At 70.9% G+C, this 18527-nt stretch carries 15 protein-coding genes and 1 pseudogene; 7 read left to right on the top strand and 9 right to left on the bottom strand.

Annotated elements, in window-relative coordinates; translation table 11 throughout:
• Nucleotides 1-106 precede the first annotated feature (106 nt).
• A complete protein-coding gene (locus ACFYYW_RS07320; protein ID WP_387646085.1) occupies nt 107-1093 on the top strand; it encodes a CHAP domain-containing protein in 987 nt (328 codons plus the stop codon).
• A gap of 29 nt (nt 1094-1122) precedes the next feature.
• Here ACFYYW_RS07320 and ACFYYW_RS07315 read toward each other — a convergent pair whose 3' ends face one another.
• Nucleotides 1123-2175, bottom strand: coding sequence for a glucose 1-dehydrogenase (locus ACFYYW_RS07315; RefSeq protein WP_387646082.1), 1053 nt, complete (start codon nt 2173-2175; stop codon nt 1123-1125).
• Between the two features lie 125 nt (nt 2176-2300).
• Here ACFYYW_RS07315 and icmF point away from each other — a divergent pair, with 125 nt between their 5' ends.
• On the top strand, nt 2301-5507 hold the full coding sequence (gene icmF / locus ACFYYW_RS07310) for a fused isobutyryl-CoA mutase/GTPase IcmF (RefSeq protein ID WP_387646079.1): 3207 nt from the start codon (nt 2301-2303) through the stop codon (nt 5505-5507).
• A 56-nt stretch (nt 5508-5563) separates the two neighbouring features.
• Nucleotides 5564-6064, top strand: coding sequence for a thiol peroxidase (tpx, locus tag ACFYYW_RS07305; protein WP_352324335.1), 501 nt, complete (start codon nt 5564-5566; stop codon nt 6062-6064).
• Between the two features lie 48 nt (nt 6065-6112).
• On the opposite strand, the gene ACFYYW_RS07300 is transcribed toward tpx, so the two are convergent.
• Both ACFYYW_RS07300 and ACFYYW_RS07295 read right to left on the bottom strand, forming a co-directional pair.
• Complete coding sequence (locus ACFYYW_RS07300; protein ID WP_387646075.1) at nt 6113-7012, bottom strand: TIGR03619 family F420-dependent LLM class oxidoreductase; 900 nt, start codon at nt 7010-7012, stop codon at nt 6113-6115.
• Nucleotides 7013-7021: 9 nt separating this feature from the next.
• Nucleotides 7022-7828: an SAM-dependent methyltransferase gene (locus ACFYYW_RS07295; RefSeq protein ID WP_352324333.1), complete on the bottom strand. Its 807-nt coding sequence runs from the start codon at nt 7826-7828 to the stop codon at nt 7022-7024.
• Nucleotides 7829-7970: 142 nt separating this feature from the next.
• On the opposite strand from ACFYYW_RS07295, the gene ACFYYW_RS07290 reads away from it, so the two are divergent.
• The gene (locus tag ACFYYW_RS07290; RefSeq protein ID WP_387646073.1) at nt 7971-8696 is read left to right on the top strand and encodes a helical backbone metal receptor; all 726 of its coding nucleotides are present in this window, start codon (nt 7971-7973) and stop codon (nt 8694-8696) included.
• On the opposite strand, the gene ACFYYW_RS07285 is transcribed toward ACFYYW_RS07290, so the two are convergent.
• From ACFYYW_RS07285 to ACFYYW_RS07270, 4 genes are read right to left on the bottom strand one after another with little or no spacing between them, the layout of a single operon-like run.
• The gene (locus ACFYYW_RS07285; RefSeq protein WP_387646071.1) at nt 8697-9842 is read right to left on the bottom strand and encodes an ROK family transcriptional regulator; all 1146 of its coding nucleotides are present in this window, start codon (nt 9840-9842) and stop codon (nt 8697-8699) included. It abuts the gene before it with no gap.
• A gap of 2 nt (nt 9843-9844) precedes the next feature.
• Nucleotides 9845-10690 carry a carbohydrate ABC transporter permease gene (locus ACFYYW_RS07280; protein ID WP_364416235.1) on the bottom strand — a complete coding sequence of 282 codons (846 nt, stop codon included), beginning with the start codon at nt 10688-10690 and terminating at the stop codon, nt 9845-9847.
• Complete coding sequence (locus tag ACFYYW_RS07275; protein ID WP_352324329.1) at nt 10677-11591, bottom strand: sugar ABC transporter permease; 915 nt, start codon at nt 11589-11591, stop codon at nt 10677-10679. The genes ACFYYW_RS07280 and ACFYYW_RS07275 overlap by 14 nt, the downstream gene beginning before the upstream one ends.
• On the bottom strand, nt 11588-12958 hold the full coding sequence (locus ACFYYW_RS07270) for an ABC transporter substrate-binding protein (RefSeq protein ID WP_387646068.1): 1371 nt from the start codon (nt 12956-12958) through the stop codon (nt 11588-11590). Before ACFYYW_RS07270 ends, ACFYYW_RS07275 begins: the two co-directional genes overlap by 4 nt.
• Nucleotides 12959-13407: 449 nt before the next feature.
• Between ACFYYW_RS07270 and ACFYYW_RS07265 the strand changes: the two genes are divergently transcribed.
• The 3 genes and pseudogenes from ACFYYW_RS07265 to ACFYYW_RS07255 form a co-directional block, all read left to right on the top strand.
• The gene (locus ACFYYW_RS07265; protein WP_352324325.1) at nt 13408-14442 is read left to right on the top strand and encodes a zinc-binding dehydrogenase; all 1035 of its coding nucleotides are present in this window, start codon (nt 13408-13410) and stop codon (nt 14440-14442) included.
• Nucleotides 14439-15224 carry a sugar phosphate isomerase/epimerase family protein gene (locus ACFYYW_RS07260; RefSeq protein ID WP_352324324.1) on the top strand — a complete coding sequence of 262 codons (786 nt, stop codon included), beginning with the start codon at nt 14439-14441 and terminating at the stop codon, nt 15222-15224. Before ACFYYW_RS07265 ends, ACFYYW_RS07260 begins: the two co-directional genes overlap by 4 nt.
• Nucleotides 15155-16399 (top strand): annotated as a pseudogene (locus tag ACFYYW_RS07255) (hypothetical protein); the annotation flags it as partial. The gene ACFYYW_RS07260 and the pseudogene ACFYYW_RS07255, both read left to right, overlap by 70 nt.
• 9 nt (nt 16400-16408) lie before the next feature.
• Here ACFYYW_RS07255 and ACFYYW_RS07250 read toward each other — a convergent pair.
• Nucleotides 16409-17527: a zinc-binding dehydrogenase gene (locus tag ACFYYW_RS07250; protein ID WP_352324323.1), complete on the bottom strand. Its 1119-nt coding sequence runs from the start codon at nt 17525-17527 to the stop codon at nt 16409-16411.
• Nucleotides 17520-18470 carry a Gfo/Idh/MocA family protein gene (locus ACFYYW_RS07245; RefSeq protein ID WP_387646065.1) on the bottom strand — a complete coding sequence of 317 codons (951 nt, stop codon included), beginning with the start codon at nt 18468-18470 and terminating at the stop codon, nt 17520-17522. The genes ACFYYW_RS07250 and ACFYYW_RS07245 overlap by 8 nt, the downstream gene beginning before the upstream one ends.
• Nucleotides 18471-18527: the final 57 nt, after the last annotated feature.

Below are 18527 nucleotides of genomic sequence, written 5' to 3'. Positions count from 1 at the left end.
TCTCAGCAGTCACATGCGTCCCAATGCCGAAATATGGGCCGATAAATAGACACTTTCTGAATGATTCGAGCAATTCCGCGATGGCGCTACTACAGTCCATCGTGATTTGTCGGTTTTTCGGGGAGGAGTCACCCTGGACCCGATCGCGGACGCGCTGCTGAAGCAGGTACGGCAGGAACTCGGTTACAAGGAGAAGAGCGGCCAGACCACCAAATTTGGCCAGTGGTACGCGGATCGCGTCCAGGACACCCAGTACCGCAACGCGCCCTGGTGCGACATGTTCATCGCCTGGGCGGCCGACAAGACCGGCCTCGGCCCGTACGTCGGGCAGTTCGCCTGGACGCCCTCGCACGCCGCCTGGTTCATCAAGCAGAACGCCTGGGCGCAGCGGCCCGAGCCCGGCGCGCTGGTCTTCTTCGACTGGGGCGGCGGCAAGAGCTACAAGGGCGTGGACCACGTCGGGATCGTGGAACGGGTCGAGGGCAAGAAGATCCACACCATCGAGGCCAACGTCGACCGCGTCTGGCTCAAGCGCAAGGTCAGGGACACCGACAAGGTGGTCGGCTACGGCCTTCCCCGGGTGGTCAAGGCCGCGGCCGACCAGGCGACCGAGATCCGGTCGACCGAGCGGCCCTTCGTGCCCGCGCCGCGCTCGGACGTGGGCCGGTCCTCGCCGCTCGACGTCCTGGGCACGCCGCCCGCGTTGCTGGTCGCGATGGTGCTGGTGACCGTCGTGCTCTCCTTACGCGTGACCGGCCGCCGTCGTGGCGTCCACCGCCGCTTCGGCTGGCTGCGGTTCTGGAACGCGCCAGAGGGCCGCGGCGCCGCGCGGACGAGGGACGACGAGGAATGGGCGCCGCCGGTGAACGTGCCCACGCCCGCCCCGCCGCCGTCGCGCGAGGCCGCCGCGATCCGCGTCGGCACCGCCCCGGCGGCCGGTCCCTCCACGCAGGCCAGGACGTCCTCCTCCGCCGCGCTCCGGCAACGCGCCGTCCGGGCGACGGCGCCCGAGGTGCCCGCCCCGCGCGACGGCCGGACGGGCGCGGCCCAGGTTCCCGCCAACCGCCGCAAGCCCTACACCCCGAAGAACTGAGGCGCGCCGGAGAACTGAGGCCGCGGGGATCAACCGGTGAGGTCGAGGACCACCTTGACGTCGCCGGGCTCGTGGACGAGGGCCTCCTTCGCCCGGGTGAGGGGGACGCGGCGGGTGACCAGGCGTTCGAGCCAGCTCCGGTCCGCCTGGGCCAGGGCGGTCGCGGCGTCCCTGAAGTGGCGGAGGTTGGCGTTGACCGTGCCGAAGATCGCGTCGTTCTCCAGGACGATGTCCCGGTTGATCTCGCTGACGTCCAGCCGGTGGGTGCGCCCGCCCGCGCCGAGCCCGGCCAGGCAGACGATCCCGGCCGCCGACGTGCAGGTCAGCGCCTCCATGACGAGCTGCCCCACCCCGGTGCCCTCGATGATGATGTCCGGTTTGGCGTCGGCGAAGGCGTCCAGGCCGGTGCCGACGTGGTACGTCGCCCCCAGGTCGGCCACCAGCGCGGGCTTGGCCCCGCCCGCCTCCCGATCCAGGACGTGCACCTCCAGCCCGCGCTGCCGGCCCAGCAGCGCCGCCAGCAGCCCGATCGGCCCCGCGCCGGTCACCAGCACCGTGCGCGGCTCGAACCAGGCCCGCGAGCCGATGCGCTCGATGTGCTCCCACGCCTTGGCTACCACGGACGTCGGCTCGACGAGCATGCCTACGCTCTCCAGCGACGGGTCCAGGCGGACGGCGTACCCGGCCTCGACCGCCCACCGCTCGCTGGCGTAGCCGTCGATCTCCTTGATGCCGCGCTCGGTGTAGCGGCCGTTGCGGCACATGTCGAACTCGCCCCGCGCGCAGGCCCCGCACGGCTCGGGGTCGGGCCGGCGCACCACGCCCACGACCAGGTCGCCGGGGGAGAAGGCGGACCCGTCGGGCACCTGGAGCACCCGGCCCAGCGACTCGTGGCCGATGACCATGCGGCTCCTGCCGGGCGGCGCCCAGCCGTACTCGGCCGCCGCCAGCTCCCTGTCGGTGCCGCAGACCCCCAGCGCCAGCCCCTGCACCAGGAGCTCCCCTGGCCCCGGCTCCGGATCGGGCACCTCTTCGACCTCCAGCGTCCCCTGCCGGCCCGGCTCGAACGTCAACGCGCGCATCGGCGTCACCCCCTGGGGCAGTCCTTACCCAGACCGGAAGGAGCTACGAGGACGTCCTACTACCGAAATAGTTGGACGTCCTAGTATCTTCGCAGGAGGGTCCCCTCACAAAGGAGTGATCAGGCGTGCACGTTCCGGCGTACCCTGTCCGTTTCGTGACCGCCGCGGCGCTGTTCGACGGCCATGACGCGGCGATCAACATCATGCGGCGCATCCTCCAGACGCAGGGGGCCGAGGTGATCCATCTCGGCCACAACAGGTCCGTGGACGAGATCGTCACGGCCGCCGTGCAGGAGGACGTCCAGGGCGTGGCCATCAGCTCCTACCAGGGCGGCCACGTCGAGTTCTTCACCTACCTGGTCGAGCTGCTGCGCGAGCGCGGCGCGGGCCACGTCAAGGTGTACGGCGGCGGTGGCGGCGTGATCGTCCCCGAGGAGATCGAGCTGCTGCACGAGCGGGGCGTCACGCGCATCTTCTCGCCCGAGGACGGCCAGCGGTACGGCCTGCCCGGCATGATCAACAAGCTGATCGAGGAGTGCGACCACGAGCTCGGCGACCCGCCGTCGGTCGAGGCCGTGCTCTCGGGCGACCAGGCGGCGCTGGCCCGCGCGATCACCTTCATGGAGTCCGGCCGCGCCCCCGCCGGGCTGGCCGAGGGGCTGAAGGCGGCGGTCGCCGTCCAGGAGCGCCCGGCGCGGGTGCTCGGCATCACCGGAACGGGCGGTTCGGGCAAGTCCTCGCTCACCGACGAGCTGGTCCGCCGGTTCCGGGTGGACAACGACGACAAGCTGCGCATCGCCATCCTCGCCATCGACCCCACCCGCCGGCGCGGCGGCGGCGCGCTGCTCGGCGACCGCATCAGGATGAACAGCCTGGGCCCCCAGACCTACTTCCGCTCGCTGGCCACCCGCGGGGCCGCCAACGAGGTCCCGGCCTGCCTCGACGACGTGGTCACCGCGTGCCGCGCGGCCGGCTACGACCTGGTGATCGTGGAGACCCCCGGCATCGGCCAGGGCGACGCCGGCATCGTCCCGCACGTCGACGTGCCCATCTACGTCATGACGCCCGAGTTCGGCGCCGCCTCCCAGCTGGAGAAGATCGACATGCTCGACTTCGCCGAGGCCGTCGTCATCAACAAGTACGAGCGCCGCGGCGCCGAGGACGCCCTGCGCGACGTGCGCCGCCAGCTCGTGCGCAACCGGGAGGCGTTCGGGCAGTCGCCGGAGGACATGCCGGTCTTCGGCACGATCGCCGCCCGCTACAACGACGCCGGCGTCACCGCCCTCTACCAGCACCTCAAGGGCCTGCTGCTGGCGGACGTCGGGCCGGGGCTGCTGCCCGTGGTGACCGAGCGCACGTCCAAGGCGGCCGCGGCGATCGTCCCGCCCGCCCGGGCGCGCTACCTGTCCGACATCGCCGACTCCGTCCGGAGCTACCACGCCGAGACGCTGGCCCAGGCGGAGGTCGCGCGCCGCCGTCAGCAGCTCGCCGCCGTACGGGAGCTCCTGGACGGCGAGGACGCGCGGCTGGCCGGGCTCGCCGAGCAGGCCGAGGGGGAGCTGAGCGAGGAGAGCCGGCGGCTGCTCGACGGCTGGCCCGCGATCAAGGAGGCGTACCGCAGCGACGAGCTGGTCGTGAAGATCCGCGACCGGGAGATCCACACCCCGCTCTGGCGCGAGACGCTGTCCGGCAACCGCATCCCGCGGGTGGCCCTGCCGCGCTTCAGCGACCACGGCGACCTGCTGCGCTTCCTGCGCTCGGAGAACCTGCCCGGGTCGTTCCCGTTCACCGCCGGGGTGTTCCCGTTCAAGCGCGACGACGAGGACCCGACCAGGATGTTCGCCGGCGAGGGCGACCCGTTCCGCACCAACCGGCGCTTCAAGCTGCTGTCGGAGGGCCAGCCCGCCACCCGGCTGTCCACCGCCTTCGACTCGGTCACCCTGTACGGCCACGACCCCGACCTGCGTCCCGACATCTACGGAAAGGTCGGCACCTCGGGCGTGTCCATCGCCACGCTCGACGACATGAAGGTGCTCTACGACGGGTTCGACCTGGCGGCGCCCAACACGTCGGTGTCCATGACGATCAACGGCCCGGCGCCCACGATCCTGGCCTTCTTCCTCAACGCCGCGATCGACCAGGCCCTCGACCGCTTCCGCGCCGAGCAGGGCCGCGAGCCCGACGAGCAGGAGGCCCGCGACCTGCGCGCCCGCACGCTGGCCACGGTCAGGGGCACGGTCCAGGCCGACATCCTGAAGGAGGACCAGGGGCAGAACACCTGCATCTTCTCCACCGAGTTCTCGTTGCGGATGATGGCCGACATCCAGGAATGGTTCATCCAGAACGGGGTCAGGAACTTCTACTCGGTCTCCATCTCCGGCTACCACATCGCCGAGGCGGGGGCCAACCCGATCAGCCAGCTCGCGTTCACGCTGGCCAACGGGTTCACGTACGTGGAGGCGTACCTGGCCAGGGGGATGCGGATCGACGACTTCGCGCCGAACCTGTCGTTCTTCTTCTCCAACGGCATGGACCCCGAGTACAGCGTGCTCGGCCGGGTGGCGCGCCGGATCTGGGCGGTGGCCATGCGCGAGCGTTACGGCGCGGCCGAGCGCTCCCAGAAGCTCAAGTACCACATCCAGACCTCGGGCCGGTCGCTGCACGCCCAGGAGATGTCCTTCAACGACATCCGCACCACCCTGCAGGCCCTGATCGCCATCTACGACAACTGCAACAGCCTGCACACCAACGCCTTCGACGAGGCCGTCACCACCCCGTCGGCGGACTCGGTGCGCCGGGCGATGGCGATCCAGCTCATCATCAACCGCGAGTGGGGCCTGGCCAGGAACGAGAACCCGCTGCAGGGCTCGTTCATCATCGACGAGCTGACCGACCTGGTCGAGGAGGCCGTGCTGGCCGAGTTCGAGCGGCTGTCGGACCGGGGCGGCGTGCTCGGCGCGATGGAGACCGGCTACCAGCGCGGCAAGATCCAGGACGAGTCGATGCTGTACGAGATGCGCAAGCACGACGGATCCCTGCCGATCATCGGCGTCAACACCTTCCGCAACCCCGGCGCCGAGCAGTCCGACCCGCACAAGCTGGAGCTGGCCAGGGGCACCGAGGAGGAGAAGCAGTCGCAGCTCGACCGCCTGCGCGCCTTCCACGAGCGCAACCGGTCGCAGGCGCCCGCGGAGCTGTCCCGGCTGCGCGAGGTCGCGATGTCCGACGGCAACGCGTTCGAGGTGCTGATGGACGCGGCGCGGGTCTGCTCGCTCGGCCAGATCACCGAGGCCCTGTTCGAAGCCGGCGGCCAGTACCGGCGCAACGTCTAGGGGAGAGCGCGCCGCTAGGATCGCTGGTCGGGGAACATCGCTATCAGGAGGCTTTCATGTCCGACGTCACTTTCAAGGGCAACCCGATCACCGTGGGCGGCGCCTTCCCGAAGCCCGGCGACGCCGCGCCCGCCTTCAAGCTGGTCGGCACCGACCTGTCCGACCGCACGCTGGCCGACTTCGCCGGCAAGACCAAGGTGCTCAACATCTTCCCGAGCGTCGACACCGGCGTCTGCGCGGCCTCGGTGCGCCGCTTCAACCAGGTCGCGTCCGAGCACCCCGACGCGGTCGTGCTCTGCGTCTCGGCCGACCTGCCCTTCGCCCAGAACCGGTTCTGCGGCGCCGAGGGCCTGGACAAGGTGACCATGCTCTCGCTCATGCGCGGGCGCGAGTTCCTCGCCGACTACGGCGTGGCCCAGGAGTCGGGCCCGCTGGCCGGCCTGGCCGCGCGCGCGGTCGTCGTGATCGACGCCGACGACAACGTGGTCTACTCCGAGCTGGTGCCCGAGATCACCCAGGAGCCCGACTACGAGGGCGCGCTGTCCGCGCTCAAGTAACCCCGCGCTCAACCGCGCTCAACCGCGCTCAACCGCGCTCAACCGCGCTCAAACCGCGCCGAGACGCTCGCGGAAGTCGGCGGCCAGCTCCAGCAGGTGGTCGTCGTCGGCGGCGGTGTGCTGGAGGTCCAGGACGACCTCGTGGACCCCGGCCTCCGCCGCCCGCGACAGGTACGCCGCGATCTCGGCGACCGTGCCGCTGCGCGGCGGGGCGCCGTCGCCGGTGATCACCGGGTTGGAGCGCAGGATCATGCGCAGGGCGTCCGGGTCGCGTCCGGCCCGCTCGGCGGCCTCCCTGACCGTCTCCCACATCGACAGGAGCACGGGCACGGGCAGCGCGGCCGTCAGCCAGCCGTCGCCCCTGCGCCCGATCCGGCGCAACGCCTCCGGGGCGAACCCGGCCAGCAGCAGCGGCGGGCGGCGGGCCGGCTTGGGGTCGATGTGGCTGGGCGCGATCGTCCACAGGTCGTGCTCGAACGTCACGGGGTCCGTGCCCCAGATCGCCTCCAGGGCGTCGAGGGTGGCCTCGTAACGTTCGGCCCGGCCCTTCCAGGGCACGCCCACGGCGGCGTACTCGTCGGAGGACCAGCCGAGGCCGAGGCCCGCCGCCAGCCGGCCCCCGCTCAGGTGGTCGATCGTGGTGAGCGAGCGGGCCAGCACCGGCGGCGGGTACCAGCAGGCGTTGAGCGCGCTGGTGCCCAGCCGTACCGACGAGGTCACGGACGCGGCCACCGCCAGCACCGCGAACGGGTCGAGGAACACCCGATGGGCCCGCGGCACGCTGCCGTCGCCCCCGGGATAGCGGTCCTTGGGCCGCAGCGGCGTCAGCAGCCGGTCGCCCGCCCACAGGCCGGCGAACCCCATCGCCTCGGCCTCGCGGGCCACCCGCGTCACGCTGCTCAGCGCGGCGAACCCGCCGTACTGCGGGACGGCGAGGCCGAGGTCCATGGGCGTGTCCTAGAGCTTCCTGGCCACGCCGCACACGATGAGCGACGACTCGGGGTGGTCCATGAAGTCGATCGTGTCCGCCTGGTCGGGATGCCACTCGGGCAGCCACACCAGGCCGGGCTCCACCAGCTCGAACCCCTCGAACAGCTCCCTGATCCTGGCCCGGCTGCGCAGCGCCAGCCGCGCGGTGGCGTTGCGGTAGACCTCGGTGCCCGTGCTGACCGCGTCGGGACGGGCGTCGCTGGTGCCGTGGGACATGACCAGGTAACTACCCGGAGCCATGGCCTCACGCAGGGTCTTGAGTATCCGCTCCGGGTCGTCGGACTCCTCGATGAAGTGCATGATCGCCACCAGCAGCACGGCGACCGGCCGGCTGAAGTCGATGGTCCGCAGCACCTCCGGGTCGCGCAGGATGTCGCCCGGGTTGCGCAGGTCGCCCTCGACCACTGTCGTGTCCTCGCCGTGGCCGGTGAGCAGCGCCCTGGCGTGCACCAGCACCACGGGGTCACGGTCGACGTAGACGACGCGGGAGCCGGGCGCGACCTTGGCGGCGACCTCGTGCACGTTCCCCTGGGTCGGCAGCCCCGTGCCGATGTCGAGGAACTGCCTGATCCCGGACTCGGCGAGGTGGCGTACGGCGCGGCCGAGGAAGGCGCGGTTGGCCCGCGCCGCCGCCCGTACCTCGGGCGCCACCGCGAGGATGCGCTCGGCCGCCGCGCGGTCGACCGGGAAGTGATCCTTGCCGCCGAGGTAGTAGTCGTAGAGCCGTGCCACGTTCGGCGTGTTCGGATCGAAGTCCGATGCCTCGTGCTCCAACCGTCGAGCCCCCGATCACAGAGTTTTAACGATCTTTACCGGGATTCTACGGATCTATACCGACATAAGAGTGGTGCTACGCATATTTCAGGAAAACGCAACCTAAGGTGGTGCCGTGGTCCACGATGACACAGGGATCCCTGTGGAGGTACCCCAGACCGTCCGGCGGATCGTGTCGCTGGTGCCGTCGCTGACCGAGTCCGTGGCGGCGACCGTCCCGGAGGCGCTGGTCGGGGCGACGGACTGGTGCACGCATCCGGCCGACCTGGACGTGGCCCGGGTCAGGGGCACCAAGAACCCCGACCTCGACGCCGTCCTGCGCCTGCGCCCGGACGTCGTCCTGGCCAACGCCGAGGAGAACCGCGCGCCCGACGTCGAGGCCCTGCGCGCGGCGGGCGTGGCGGTGTGGGTGACCAGGATCGAGACGCTGGAACAGGCGTTCACCTCGCTGGAGCGCATGTTCGCGCACGCCTGCCGTACGGACCGCCCGGCCTGGCTGGCCGAGGCCCGCCAGGCGTGGGGAGCCCCCGCGGACGGCCCGCGCCGCACCGCGATCGTGCCGATCTGGCGCCGCCCCTGGATGGTCGTGGGCCGCGACACCTTCACCGGGGACGTGCTGCGCCACCTCGGCGTGGACAACCTGTACGCTGCCCACCCCGACCGCTACCCGAAGATCCCGCTGCCCGAGCTGACCGGCAACCGCCCCGACCTGGTCGTGCTGCCCGACGAGCCCTACGCCTTCAGCGCGGACGACGGCCCCGAGGCGTTCCCCGGCCTGGACTGCGCGCTGGTCAGCGGCCGCCTGCTGACCTGGTACGGCCCCTCGCTCACCGAGGCCGCCACCGCCCTGCCGCGCGCGCTGGCCTGATCAGCCGACGGCGGCCAGCGCGGCGTCCACGGCCGCGGGGGAGAGCACGTGCTCCATGACGATCACCGCCATGCCCACGATCCCCGCCCGGTCGCCGAGCCTGCTGGTGACGATCTCCAGGTTGCGCGTCGTGTACGGCAGGCTCCGCCGGTAGACGATCTCCCTGATCCCGGTCAGGTAGTGCTCCTCCGTCTCGGCCATGTCCCCGGCCAGCACCAGCACGCCGGGGTTGAGCAGGCTCACCGCGGTGGCCAGCACCACGCCCAGCGTGCGGCCCGCCTCCTGGACGCGCGCGATCGCCGCCGGGTCGCCGGCCTGCACCAGGCGCACGACGTCGCGGCTGGTCTCCCGGCCCAGGTCGGCCGCGATCGCATGCCCGCCGGCCAGCGAGGCCACGCAGCCGCGCGAGCCGCAGGTGCACACCCGGTCGTCGCTCTCCCGGATGCGGACGTGCCCGATGTTGCCCGCGGCCTCCTCGACGCCCCGGTAGATCCGGCCGTCGAGGACGATGCCGGTGCCGATGCCGGTGGACACCTTGACCAGGACCAGCGAGTCGGTCTCCCGCCAGGACGACCACCACTCGCCGAGGGCCATCGCGTTGGCGTCGTTCTCCACCAGGATGGGCACGTCGTACGTGCGCCCGACGGCCTCCCTGATCGGGTGGTCGTCCCAGCCCGGCATCAGGAACGACCTGATCACCCGTCCGCCGGTGTGGTCGACCGAGCCGGGCAGGTCGAGCCCGATGCCGCACACGTCGCCGACCGGCCGCCCGGCCCTGTCCAGCAGGCGCTGGAACGCCTCGCGCACCCACGTCAGCACGGGTTCGGGCCCGCGGTCGATGCGCATCTCGGCGCGTTCCTCGGCCATCGGACGGGCGGCGAGGTCGGTGAGCGCCACCCGGGCGTGGGTGGCGCCCAGGTCGGCCACGAGGATCAGCCGCCGGGCGGCGTCGACGTCGAGCACCGAGGGCGGCCGGCCGCCGCCCGAGGCGCCGACGCCGGACTCGTGCAGGTAGCCGGCGGCGATGAGCCGGTCGACCCGGTCGGTGACGGTCGACCGGGACAGGCCGGTGAACTCGATCAGGTCTTTGCGGGTACGGCAGGAGCCATCGCGGATGAGCTGGAGGACCTGCCCTGCCGTCAGCATGTCTATCCCTTCTCCGCTCCCGCCGTGAGGCCCTCCGTCAGCAGGCGTTCACTGGCGAAGAACACGATCACGATCGGCAGCGTCAGCACCACGGATCCTGCCATCAGCACCGTCGTGGGGATCTCTATGCTCCCCGCCAGCTGAGAGAGCCCCAGGGAGACCGTCCAGCTCTCCCGCCGTTCCACGAGGAACAGCAGGGCGAACAGGAACTCGTTCCACGCGATCATGAACGCGTAGAGGCCGGTTGCCATGAGCGCGGGCTTGGACAGTGGCAGCACCACCCGCCAGATGGTCGACAGCCGCGAGCAGCCGTCGATCGCGGCCGCCTCCTCCACGCTCTGCGGCACGGTCTCGAAGTAGTTGCGCAGCATGTATACCGTGACGGGCACGGTCTGCGCGATATAAACCAGGATCAGTCCGACCAGAGATCCCCTGAGCCCCAGCATGGTGAACAGCACGAACAGGGGGATGGCCAGCACGATCGCCGGGAACAGGTAGACGGCGAGGAACAGGAAGTGCACCTGCCGCCGGCCGAAGAAGCGCAGCCGCGCGACGGCGTAGGCGCCCGGGATCGAGATCAGCAGCGTGGCGGCCACCGAGGCGACCGCCACGACCGCGCTGTTCCTGATGAACGTGAGGAACCCCTGCGTGGTCAGCACGTTCACGTACGTGTCCAGGGTGAAGTGCCGTGGCCACACCGAGCCGGGCTCCAGGATGAGCTCCTGGATGTCCCGTACGGACAGCGTCACCATGTACAGGAACGGCAGCCCGGTGACGGCGAAGAGGAACACGATGACCACCGGCCGCAGCACCGCGAACAGCGCGCGCTCGAACCTATCCCTGCTCACGATCGCCTCCCGAGAAGAAGCGCAGGTACACGGCCAGCAGCACGACGAGGACGACGGCCAGGACGATCGCCTGCGCGGCCGAGGCGCCGATGTCGTCGCGGGCGGTCAGGAAGTTGTAGACGCGCACGCTGACCACCTCGGTGCCGGCGCCGCCGCCGGTCAGCAGGTAGACGTCGTCGAACTTGGTGAAGGTGAACACGAACCGCAGCACCGCCAGCAGCGCCACGATGCGCCAGAGCTGCGGCATGATCACGTGCCGGAAGCGCTGGGTGGGGGTGGCGCCGTCCACGACCGCGGCCTCCTCCAGCTCGGCCGGCAGCGCCTGCAGCCGGGCCAGGATGAACAGGAACGCGAACGGGAAGTACCGCCACGCCTCGAACGCGATCACCGTGAGCAGCGCGACCGGCACCTTCAGCCCCAGGAGGTCGCCCTGGGCCTGGGTGAGGAAGGCGATCGGCTCCTTCAGCCAGGTGTTCACGATGCCGTACTGGGGGTTCAGCATGGTCTCCCACAGGAAGGCCACGGCCACCACCGGCGCCACGTACGGGATCAGGATCGAGGCCCTGACCAGGGTGCGGCCGGGGAACCTGGCGCGCAGGGCGAGCGCGGTCACCAGGCCGATGGCGATCGACAAGGCCGTCCCGGCCACCGTGTAGATCAGGGTGTTGACCAGTGACGCCCAGAAGCCCGGCTCGGAGATCACGTACGTGAAGTTCTCCAGCGTGTAGTGACCGAAGACGCCGGCCCGGCGGATGTTGATCAGCCGTACGTCCTGGAAGGCCAGCATGATCGCCCACAGCAGCGGCAGCACCACCACGACCAGCGTGATGACCAGCGTGGGCGAGATCAGCGCCAGCCCGGCCCGCCCTTCCCGCTGCCGCAGGGTGCGGGGTGCGCTCATTGCCGGATCCCGCGCTTGATGGTCTCGACGTCCTTCTTGGCCTGGGCGGCGGCGGCCTGCGGGGTCAGCGAGCTGTCGGTCACCTGGCTGAGGGCCTTGGGCACGGGCAGCTCGCCCATCGTGGCGCCGACCAGCTTGCCCTGGCCCTGCGGGATGCCCCAGCGGGCGAAGGTGTCAGGGCTCCTGCGCAGCGCGTCGAGCACGTCGGCCGGGTAGACCTCCGACAGCGGCTTCTTGGCGTCCACGCCCGCGGGCAGCTTCTTCCACTTGTCGGCGAAGCCCTTGCGGGTGGGGAACTTGCCCTCGGGCGCCATCCCGATCCAGCGCTCGTAGCCCTCGTCCATCATGTACGTGACGAACTTGGCGGCCGGATCGGCGGCGGCGCCGCGCAGCACCGCCCAGGAGACGATCTCGCCGTACTGGGCCGGCGCGCTCGCGCCGGGGCCCTTCAGCGCCGTGACCACGCCGGTGTTCCTCGCCAGCCACTCGGGGTCGGCGCGGCACTCGGGGCAGCTCGGCAGCGCGTCCTTACGCAGCCCCGCCAGCTCGTCGAGGATGAAGGACGACCAGATCATCATGGCCGCCTTCCCGGAGAAGTACGTGGCCCTGGTGGAGTCGACGTCCTGCTTGCCCTTGACCGAGTAGTTCTTCGCCAGTTTTGCGTAGAAATCGAAGGCTTTCACGCACTGTGGGCTGTCTAGCGTGACATTTCCGGAATTGTCGACTAGCTGGCAGCCGTTCGCCAGCGCCACGTGCTCGAAGCTCTGCGCGGTGAAGGAGTCCTTGGGCGCGATCGCCAGCGTGATGCCCGCCACCCCACCCGCGTTCAGCTTCGCCGCCGCCGCCTCCAGCGCCTCGTAGGTGTCCGGCGGCGCCAGCCCGGCCTTGTCGAACAGGTCCTTGCGGTAGAGCAGGAGCTGCGCCCACCCGTCGCTGGGCACGGCCAGCAGCTTGCCGCCCGAGGAGTCCAGTTCGAGCGCGCGCGGCGAGAAGGAGTCCCTGCCGAGCTTGTCCACGATCCGGCCCGGCGTCTCGGTGTCCAGCAGGTCGTTGGCCTCCAGCTCGCGGACGGAGGCCAGCGGCAGCGCGCCGATGACGTCGGGGAGGTCGTCCGCGGCGGCGGCGGCCGTCACGGTCTGGCTGAACTGGTCCTCCCCGACGCCGACCAGCTTCACCTTGATCCCGGTCTTCCTGGTGAACTCGGCGATGATCTGGTTCTGCACGGCCATCCGGTCGCCGAGGTTCTCCTCGGTCCAGACGGTGATCTGGTTCGCGCCGGACTGCTGCTCGCCGCCGTCGCCGCAGGCCGTGAGGGCGGCCGAGGCCAGCAGTGCGACGGAGAGGACGGCGGTGACCCTGTTCGGCATGGCACGCTCCTCTGGTTGGGGATATGCCGCACTTACCCGCAGAAAAGGGCCAGGCACCTGGCGTAGGCGAGAACGAGACCGGCCTGTACCCTCGCCGGGCCGCCCCCGCGCGTCATCAGGGCTTTCGGTAAAAGGTTGGTCGGCGATCCGGCAAATCTTCCCCAGAACCGATCACGGACGCCCACCTCGAAACGATCTGGTCTGATCTCATTTCGGTCATCCGGTTGCTGCCCGGACAAGTGCTTCCGGCGCTTCCGGATCAGGTGGACAGACGGGGCGTGACATGTCGGTAAGGTCTCTTTCCAGAACGCGCCCTACCGGAAACCTGGATTCCATCGGCCGCGATCGACGGAAGTCGTAGACTTACGAGTGTTTCGAGCGCAACTATGGTGTGCAAACAAACACTAAATCTCTGACTTTTGTTTGATCAAAAAGCGTAAGTGTGGGGTATGCGCGTCATCACCTTCCAAGAGCCAGGCCGTGTCAGCGTCAGCCTGGAGTCGCCCGCCGAACTCGTGCCGGGCTCCGTCCGGGTGCGGACCCTCTATTCCGGAGTCTCCGCGGGCACCGAGCTGACCGCATATCGCGGCACCAATCCCTACCTCACCCGCAAGTGGGACACCGAGCGCCGGCTCTTCCTCGAAGGCCAGACGCACGCCTACCCCCTGTCCGGCTGGGGCTACCAGGAGGTCGGCGAGGTGGTGGAGGCGGCCCCCGACGTCGCCGAGCCGCCCGTCGGCAGCCTCGTGTGGGGCATCTGGGGCCACCGCGCCGAGGCCGTCGTCCCCGCCGAGAAGCTGGCCGGGCACATCCTGCCGCCGGGGGCCGACCCCGTCGCGGGCGTCTTCGCCCGGGTCGGCGCCATCGCGCTCAACGCCGTCCACGCCGCCGACGTGCACCTGGGCGACCAGATCGCGATCTTCGGCCAGGGCGTCATCGGCCTGCTCGCCACCCGCATGGCGGTGCTCAGCGGCGCCCGGGTGGTGGCCGCCGACGCCATCCCCGACCGGCTCGAACTCGCCAGGAAGTTCGGCGCCGCCGAGACGTTCGACGTGCGGTCCGGCTCGGTCGCCGAGTTCCTGCGCAAGCGCATCGAGGGCGCCGACACCGCGATCGAGCTCAGCGGCAACCACCTGGGCCTCCAGGAGGCCATCAGGAGTGTGCGCAAGGGCGGCCGGGTCGTGGCGGCCGGCTTCTACCAGGGCGACGGCATCGGGCTGCGGCTGGGCGAGGAGTTCCACCACAACCAGGTGCAGCTCGTCTCCTCCCAGATCGGCGGCGTCGCCTCCTGGCTGGCCCATCGCTGGGACGTCGAACGCCTCCAGCGCACGTTCATGGAGCTCGTGCACCGGGGCGAGGTCGAGGTCGGCGACCTGGTCACCCACCTCGTGCCGGTCGAGCAGGCGGCCGAGGCGTTCGACCTGATCGACAAGCACCAGTCCGAGGTCCTCCAGCTCGTCTTCACCTTCGAGGAGTCACGATGAAGCTCGCCGCCCAGGAGCAGCTTCTGCCCGGCCGCAGCCTGCAGGAGAAGTTCGCGTTCGCGGTGGAGGCCGGGTTCGACGCGATCGAGCTGAGGGGGAAGGGCGACTTCCACTTCGCCGGCCGGCTGACCGAGCTGAAGCGGGCGCTGGCCGACGGCGTCGTGATGCCGACGGTGTGCGTCGAGATGCCCCACTTCATCGGCGACTTCGACCCGGCCAGGCGCAAGGACGCCATCCAGCAGCTCAGGTCGCAGCTCACCGTGATCGCCGAGCTGGGCGGCATCGGCGTCATGACCCCGGCCTCATGGGGCCAGTTCTCGCTCCGGCTGCCGCCGTTCGAGCCGCCGCGCACCGCCGCGGACGACCGCGAGGTGCTGGCCGAGGCGCTCGGCATCCTCGGCGAGCACGCCCAGCGCAACGGCGTGCTGATCATGCTCGAACCGCTCAACCGGTACGAGAACCACATGGTCAACACGCTGGCCGACGCGGTCTCGTACTGCTCGATGGACTCGATCAGGATCGTCGGCGACACCTACCACATGAACATCGAGGAGGACGACCCCTGCCGGGCCCTGGCGGAGGCGGCCCCGTACATCGCGCACATGCAGATCAGCGAGTCCAACAGGAACCAGCCCGGCACCGGTCACCTCGACTGGGGCGCGCAGCTCGCCACGCTCGACGCCGTCGGCTTCGACGGCTACCTCGCCCTCGAATGCCGGCTGCGGGGCGAGCCCGAGATCGTGCTCCCGCAGACGGCGGCCTTCATCAGGAAATTCCTATGATCCTTCGCGACGCCGTACGCGTGCTCGTCGCCAACTGGGACGGCAGCCACACGGTCCCCTCCCGCCGGCTGTACCCCCACCAGTGGAGCTGGGACTCCGCCTTCATCGCGATCGGCAACGCCCGCTGGTCGCCGCGGCGGGCCAGGGCGGAGCTGCTGTCGCTGTTCGGCGCCCAGTGGGCCGACGGCCGGGTGCCGCACATCGTGTTCAACCCCGTCGTGCCCGAGGGCGCCTACTTCCCCGGCCCGCAGTTCTGGGGCGCCCGCGCGCCGTCCGGCTCGGCGACCTCCGGCATCGTGCAGCCGCCGGTGCACGCGCTGGCCGCCTGGAAGGTGCACCAGGCCGAGCCCGACCCGGCGTTCCTGGCCAGGATCTACCCCAAGCTCGTCGCCCAGCAGGAGTTCCTGCGCGCCTCCCGCCGCTCGCCCGAGGGCCTGATCTCGATCGTCCACCCGTGGGAGTCGGGCATGGACAACAGCCCGGCCTGGGACCTGCCGCTGCGGGCCGTGGAGACCGGCGCGACGGGTTTCGTCCGCCGGGACCTCAACACCGTCAGCGCCGACGAGCGCCCCACCGACCGCGACTACGAGCGGTACGTCGCCCTCGCCGGCGCCTACCGCGACAGCGGCTACCAGCGGGCCGGCGCGTTCGAGATCGAGGACCCGCTGTTCAACGCCGCGTACGGCGTGGCCGAGTCGGCGCTCGCCGAGATCGCGCAGGTGTGCGGCCACGATCCCGGGCCCCACCGGCGCGAGGCCGCCGCCGTCACCGCGGCCATGGTCGACCACCTCTACCAGGACGGCCACTTCCGCCCCCGCGACCTGCGCACCGGCCGGCTGATCCGCTCGGGCAGCGCCGCCGGCCTGGTGCCGCTCATGCTCCCGGGCCTGCCGACGGAGATCGCCGAGGCGCTGATCGGCACCGCCCTCGACAAGTTCTCCCTCAAGGACGGCGTGCTGCCCAGCCACGCCCCGGCCACGGCCGAGTTCGACCCGGCCCGCTACTGGCGCGGGCCGAGCTGGATCAACCTGACCTGGCTGGTCTGGCAGGGGCTCCGGGACCGCCGTCCCGACCTGGCCGACCTGCTCGCCGAGGGCATGATCCACGCCGTCGCCCACTCCGGCTTCCGCGAGTACTTCAACCCGTTCACGCTGCGCGGCCACGGTTGCCGGGACTTCAGCTGGTCAGCGGCCCTCATCCTCGACGTCGTGGCTGAGCACGGCCTGGACGGCCTGCCGCCGTCGGGCCGCGAGATCGGTCAGAAGTTCGGGGGCCTCCCCGAAGCCGACGACGTCGGTGACCAGGTGCTCGCGTAGCAGCCTCCCGCGCTCCCTGAGCAGGCCGATCGTCTCGTGCGACAGGCGTTCCCGGTCCCAGGCGTGCGCGAGGCCGCGCGGCACCCGGCCGATCTGCGCGCAGCGCAGCGCCAGCCCGTTGTGGTGGAACTCCTCGCCCAGCCGCACCTCGTCGGCGCCCTGGGTGTAGAACGCGAGGTCGATCAGCGTGCCCTGCGGGCGCAGCAGCCGCAGCCCCAGGGCCAGCGCCCGCGGTTGGCCGCGGCACTGGAAGACCAGGTCCGCGCCGCGGTCGCCCGGGGCGTGCCGCCAGCGGCGCTTCAGCGTCACCGCCGGGTCGTCGTCGGGGGCCGCCAGGACCTGCGCGCCGATCGCCTCGGCCACCGCGAGCCTGGCCCGGGTCTCGTCCACGACCACCACCTCGGCGGCCCCGCAGGACAGGGCGAAGGACGCGGTCAGCAGCCCCACCACGCCCGCCCCCACCACCGCGACGCGGCGGCCGCGCACGCCGTCGCCCAGGTGCTGGACGGCCGGGCCGTGCAGGTCGGCGGCCGCGTGCAGCAGGCCGTTGGCGCAGATCGGGCCCATGTGGGCGACGTAGATGCCGAGCAGCGGGTCGATGTCGCCGGGCAGCACGACGAACCGGTCGGCCATCGGGTCGGCCACGTACGCCGTGCGGTGGCCGTAGGCCATGGCGACCCGCGCGCCCTCGGCCACGGCCCGGGTGCGGGTCTCGGCGACCACGCCCACCTGCATGTAGCCGATGCCGCGCACCGGGTACGCCACCGACGGCGTGCCCGGCAGGAACAGCCCGAGCGCCGGGTCCCAGGCCGAGGTGAGGTAGGGGTTGGCGCCCTTGAGATAGGTCAGCTCGGTGCCCGCCGAGACGCCGCTGTGCGTGGTGGCGACCATGAACCCGCCCTCGGGCAGGCCGGGCAGCTTCTCCTCGACCAGGCACACCTCGCCGGGCGCCTCGATGCTCAGGATCGTGCTCGTCGCCTCAGTCATCCAGCATCACCGGCCTCCGTTCCGCCGCGGAGCGCGCCAGCGCGACGGCCAGGCGGTGGGTTCGCAGGGCTTCGCCGTACGGCGCGCGCACGTCGGCGTCCTTCCCGCGCACCGCGTCGATGAACGCGCGGTCCACGAGGGTCTTGGCGTGCCCGCCGTCCTCGACGGACTCCTCGCCGTCCACGAGCAGCCGGGTCTCGCTGAGCTCCAGCGCGATGCCGTCGGCGCACACCTCCAGCCCCACCCGGTGCTTGCGGCGCAGCAGGCAGGAGGTGGCCAGCAGGCCGGTCGCGCCGCCCGCGAAGCTCATGACGGCCGAGGTGGCGCGGTCGATCTCGCCGTCCACGGCGTTCCCGGCCGGTACGGCGTGCACCATCGACACCTCGCCCACCAGCAGCCTGGCCAGGTCCAGGACGTGCACCGCCTGCTCCAGGATCTGGCCGCCCGACATGCTCGCCTTCAGCCACCAGCCGACCGGCGGAACCTTGTCCAGCCAGTGCCCGAGCGCGAGCTGGACGGGACGGCCGTCGAGCCGTTCCCTGGCCCGGTCGACGATGTCGAGGTAGCGCCAGTGGTGGCCGACGGCGGACGGCAGCCCGCGCCGGTCGATTTCGGCCGCGATGTTTTCTGCGGTTTGGAGGTCGAGAGAAAGGGGTTTTTCCACAAAAATCGGGAGATTGCACGACAAGACGTCGTATTCAGGGTTACCGTGCGCGAAAGGAGGCACACAGACGTAGACAGCGTCGAGACCGCCGGCCTCCAGCAGGCCGGCATGGTCGCCGTAGGCGGGGGCGCCGTGCGCGGAGGCCAACGCCTCAGCCTTGTGGAGATCGGTGTCGGCCACCCCGGCAATCGTCACATCGGGGAAGCCGGACAGGACATCTGCGTGGCGAGCGGCGACATTTCCGGCACCAATGATGCCGACACGGGTAATTGGGGACACAACCCGACATATGCCACGTCTAGGGGTTAACAAACAAGGATGTTCGAAGGCGCATAG

The organism is Nonomuraea sp. NPDC001831 (assembly GCF_042892035.1).
GTDB lineage: Bacteria > Actinomycetota > Actinomycetes > Streptosporangiales > Streptosporangiaceae > Nonomuraea.
This window is presented reverse-complemented; position numbering and strand designations above follow the sequence as displayed.

Excerpts from the sequence above, each read along its gene's own strand:
- ACFYYW_RS07315 (WP_387646082.1), bottom strand. The coding sequence starts at position 2,175 with ATGCGCGCGTTGACGTTCGAGCCGGGCCGGCAGGGGACGCTGGAGGTC.
- tpx (WP_352324335.1), top strand. The coding sequence starts at position 5,564 with ATGTCCGACGTCACTTTCAAGGGCAACCCGATCACCGTGGGCGGCGCC.
- ACFYYW_RS07300 (WP_387646075.1), bottom strand. The coding sequence starts at position 7,012 with ATGGACCTCGGCCTCGCCGTCCCGCAGTACGGCGGGTTCGCCGCGCTG.
- ACFYYW_RS07285 (WP_387646071.1), bottom strand. The coding sequence starts at position 9,842 with ATGCTGACGGCAGGGCAGGTCCTCCAGCTCATCCGCGATGGCTCCTGC.
- ACFYYW_RS07275 (WP_352324329.1), bottom strand. The coding sequence starts at position 11,591 with ATGAGCGCACCCCGCACCCTGCGGCAGCGGGAAGGGCGGGCCGGGCTG.
- ACFYYW_RS07270 (WP_387646068.1), bottom strand. The coding sequence starts at position 12,958 with ATGCCGAACAGGGTCACCGCCGTCCTCTCCGTCGCACTGCTGGCCTCG.
- ACFYYW_RS07265 (WP_352324325.1), top strand. The coding sequence starts at position 13,408 with ATGCGCGTCATCACCTTCCAAGAGCCAGGCCGTGTCAGCGTCAGCCTG.
- ACFYYW_RS07260 (WP_352324324.1), top strand. The coding sequence starts at position 14,439 with ATGAAGCTCGCCGCCCAGGAGCAGCTTCTGCCCGGCCGCAGCCTGCAG.
- ACFYYW_RS07250 (WP_352324323.1), bottom strand. The coding sequence starts at position 17,527 with ATGACTGAGGCGACGAGCACGATCCTGAGCATCGAGGCGCCCGGCGAG.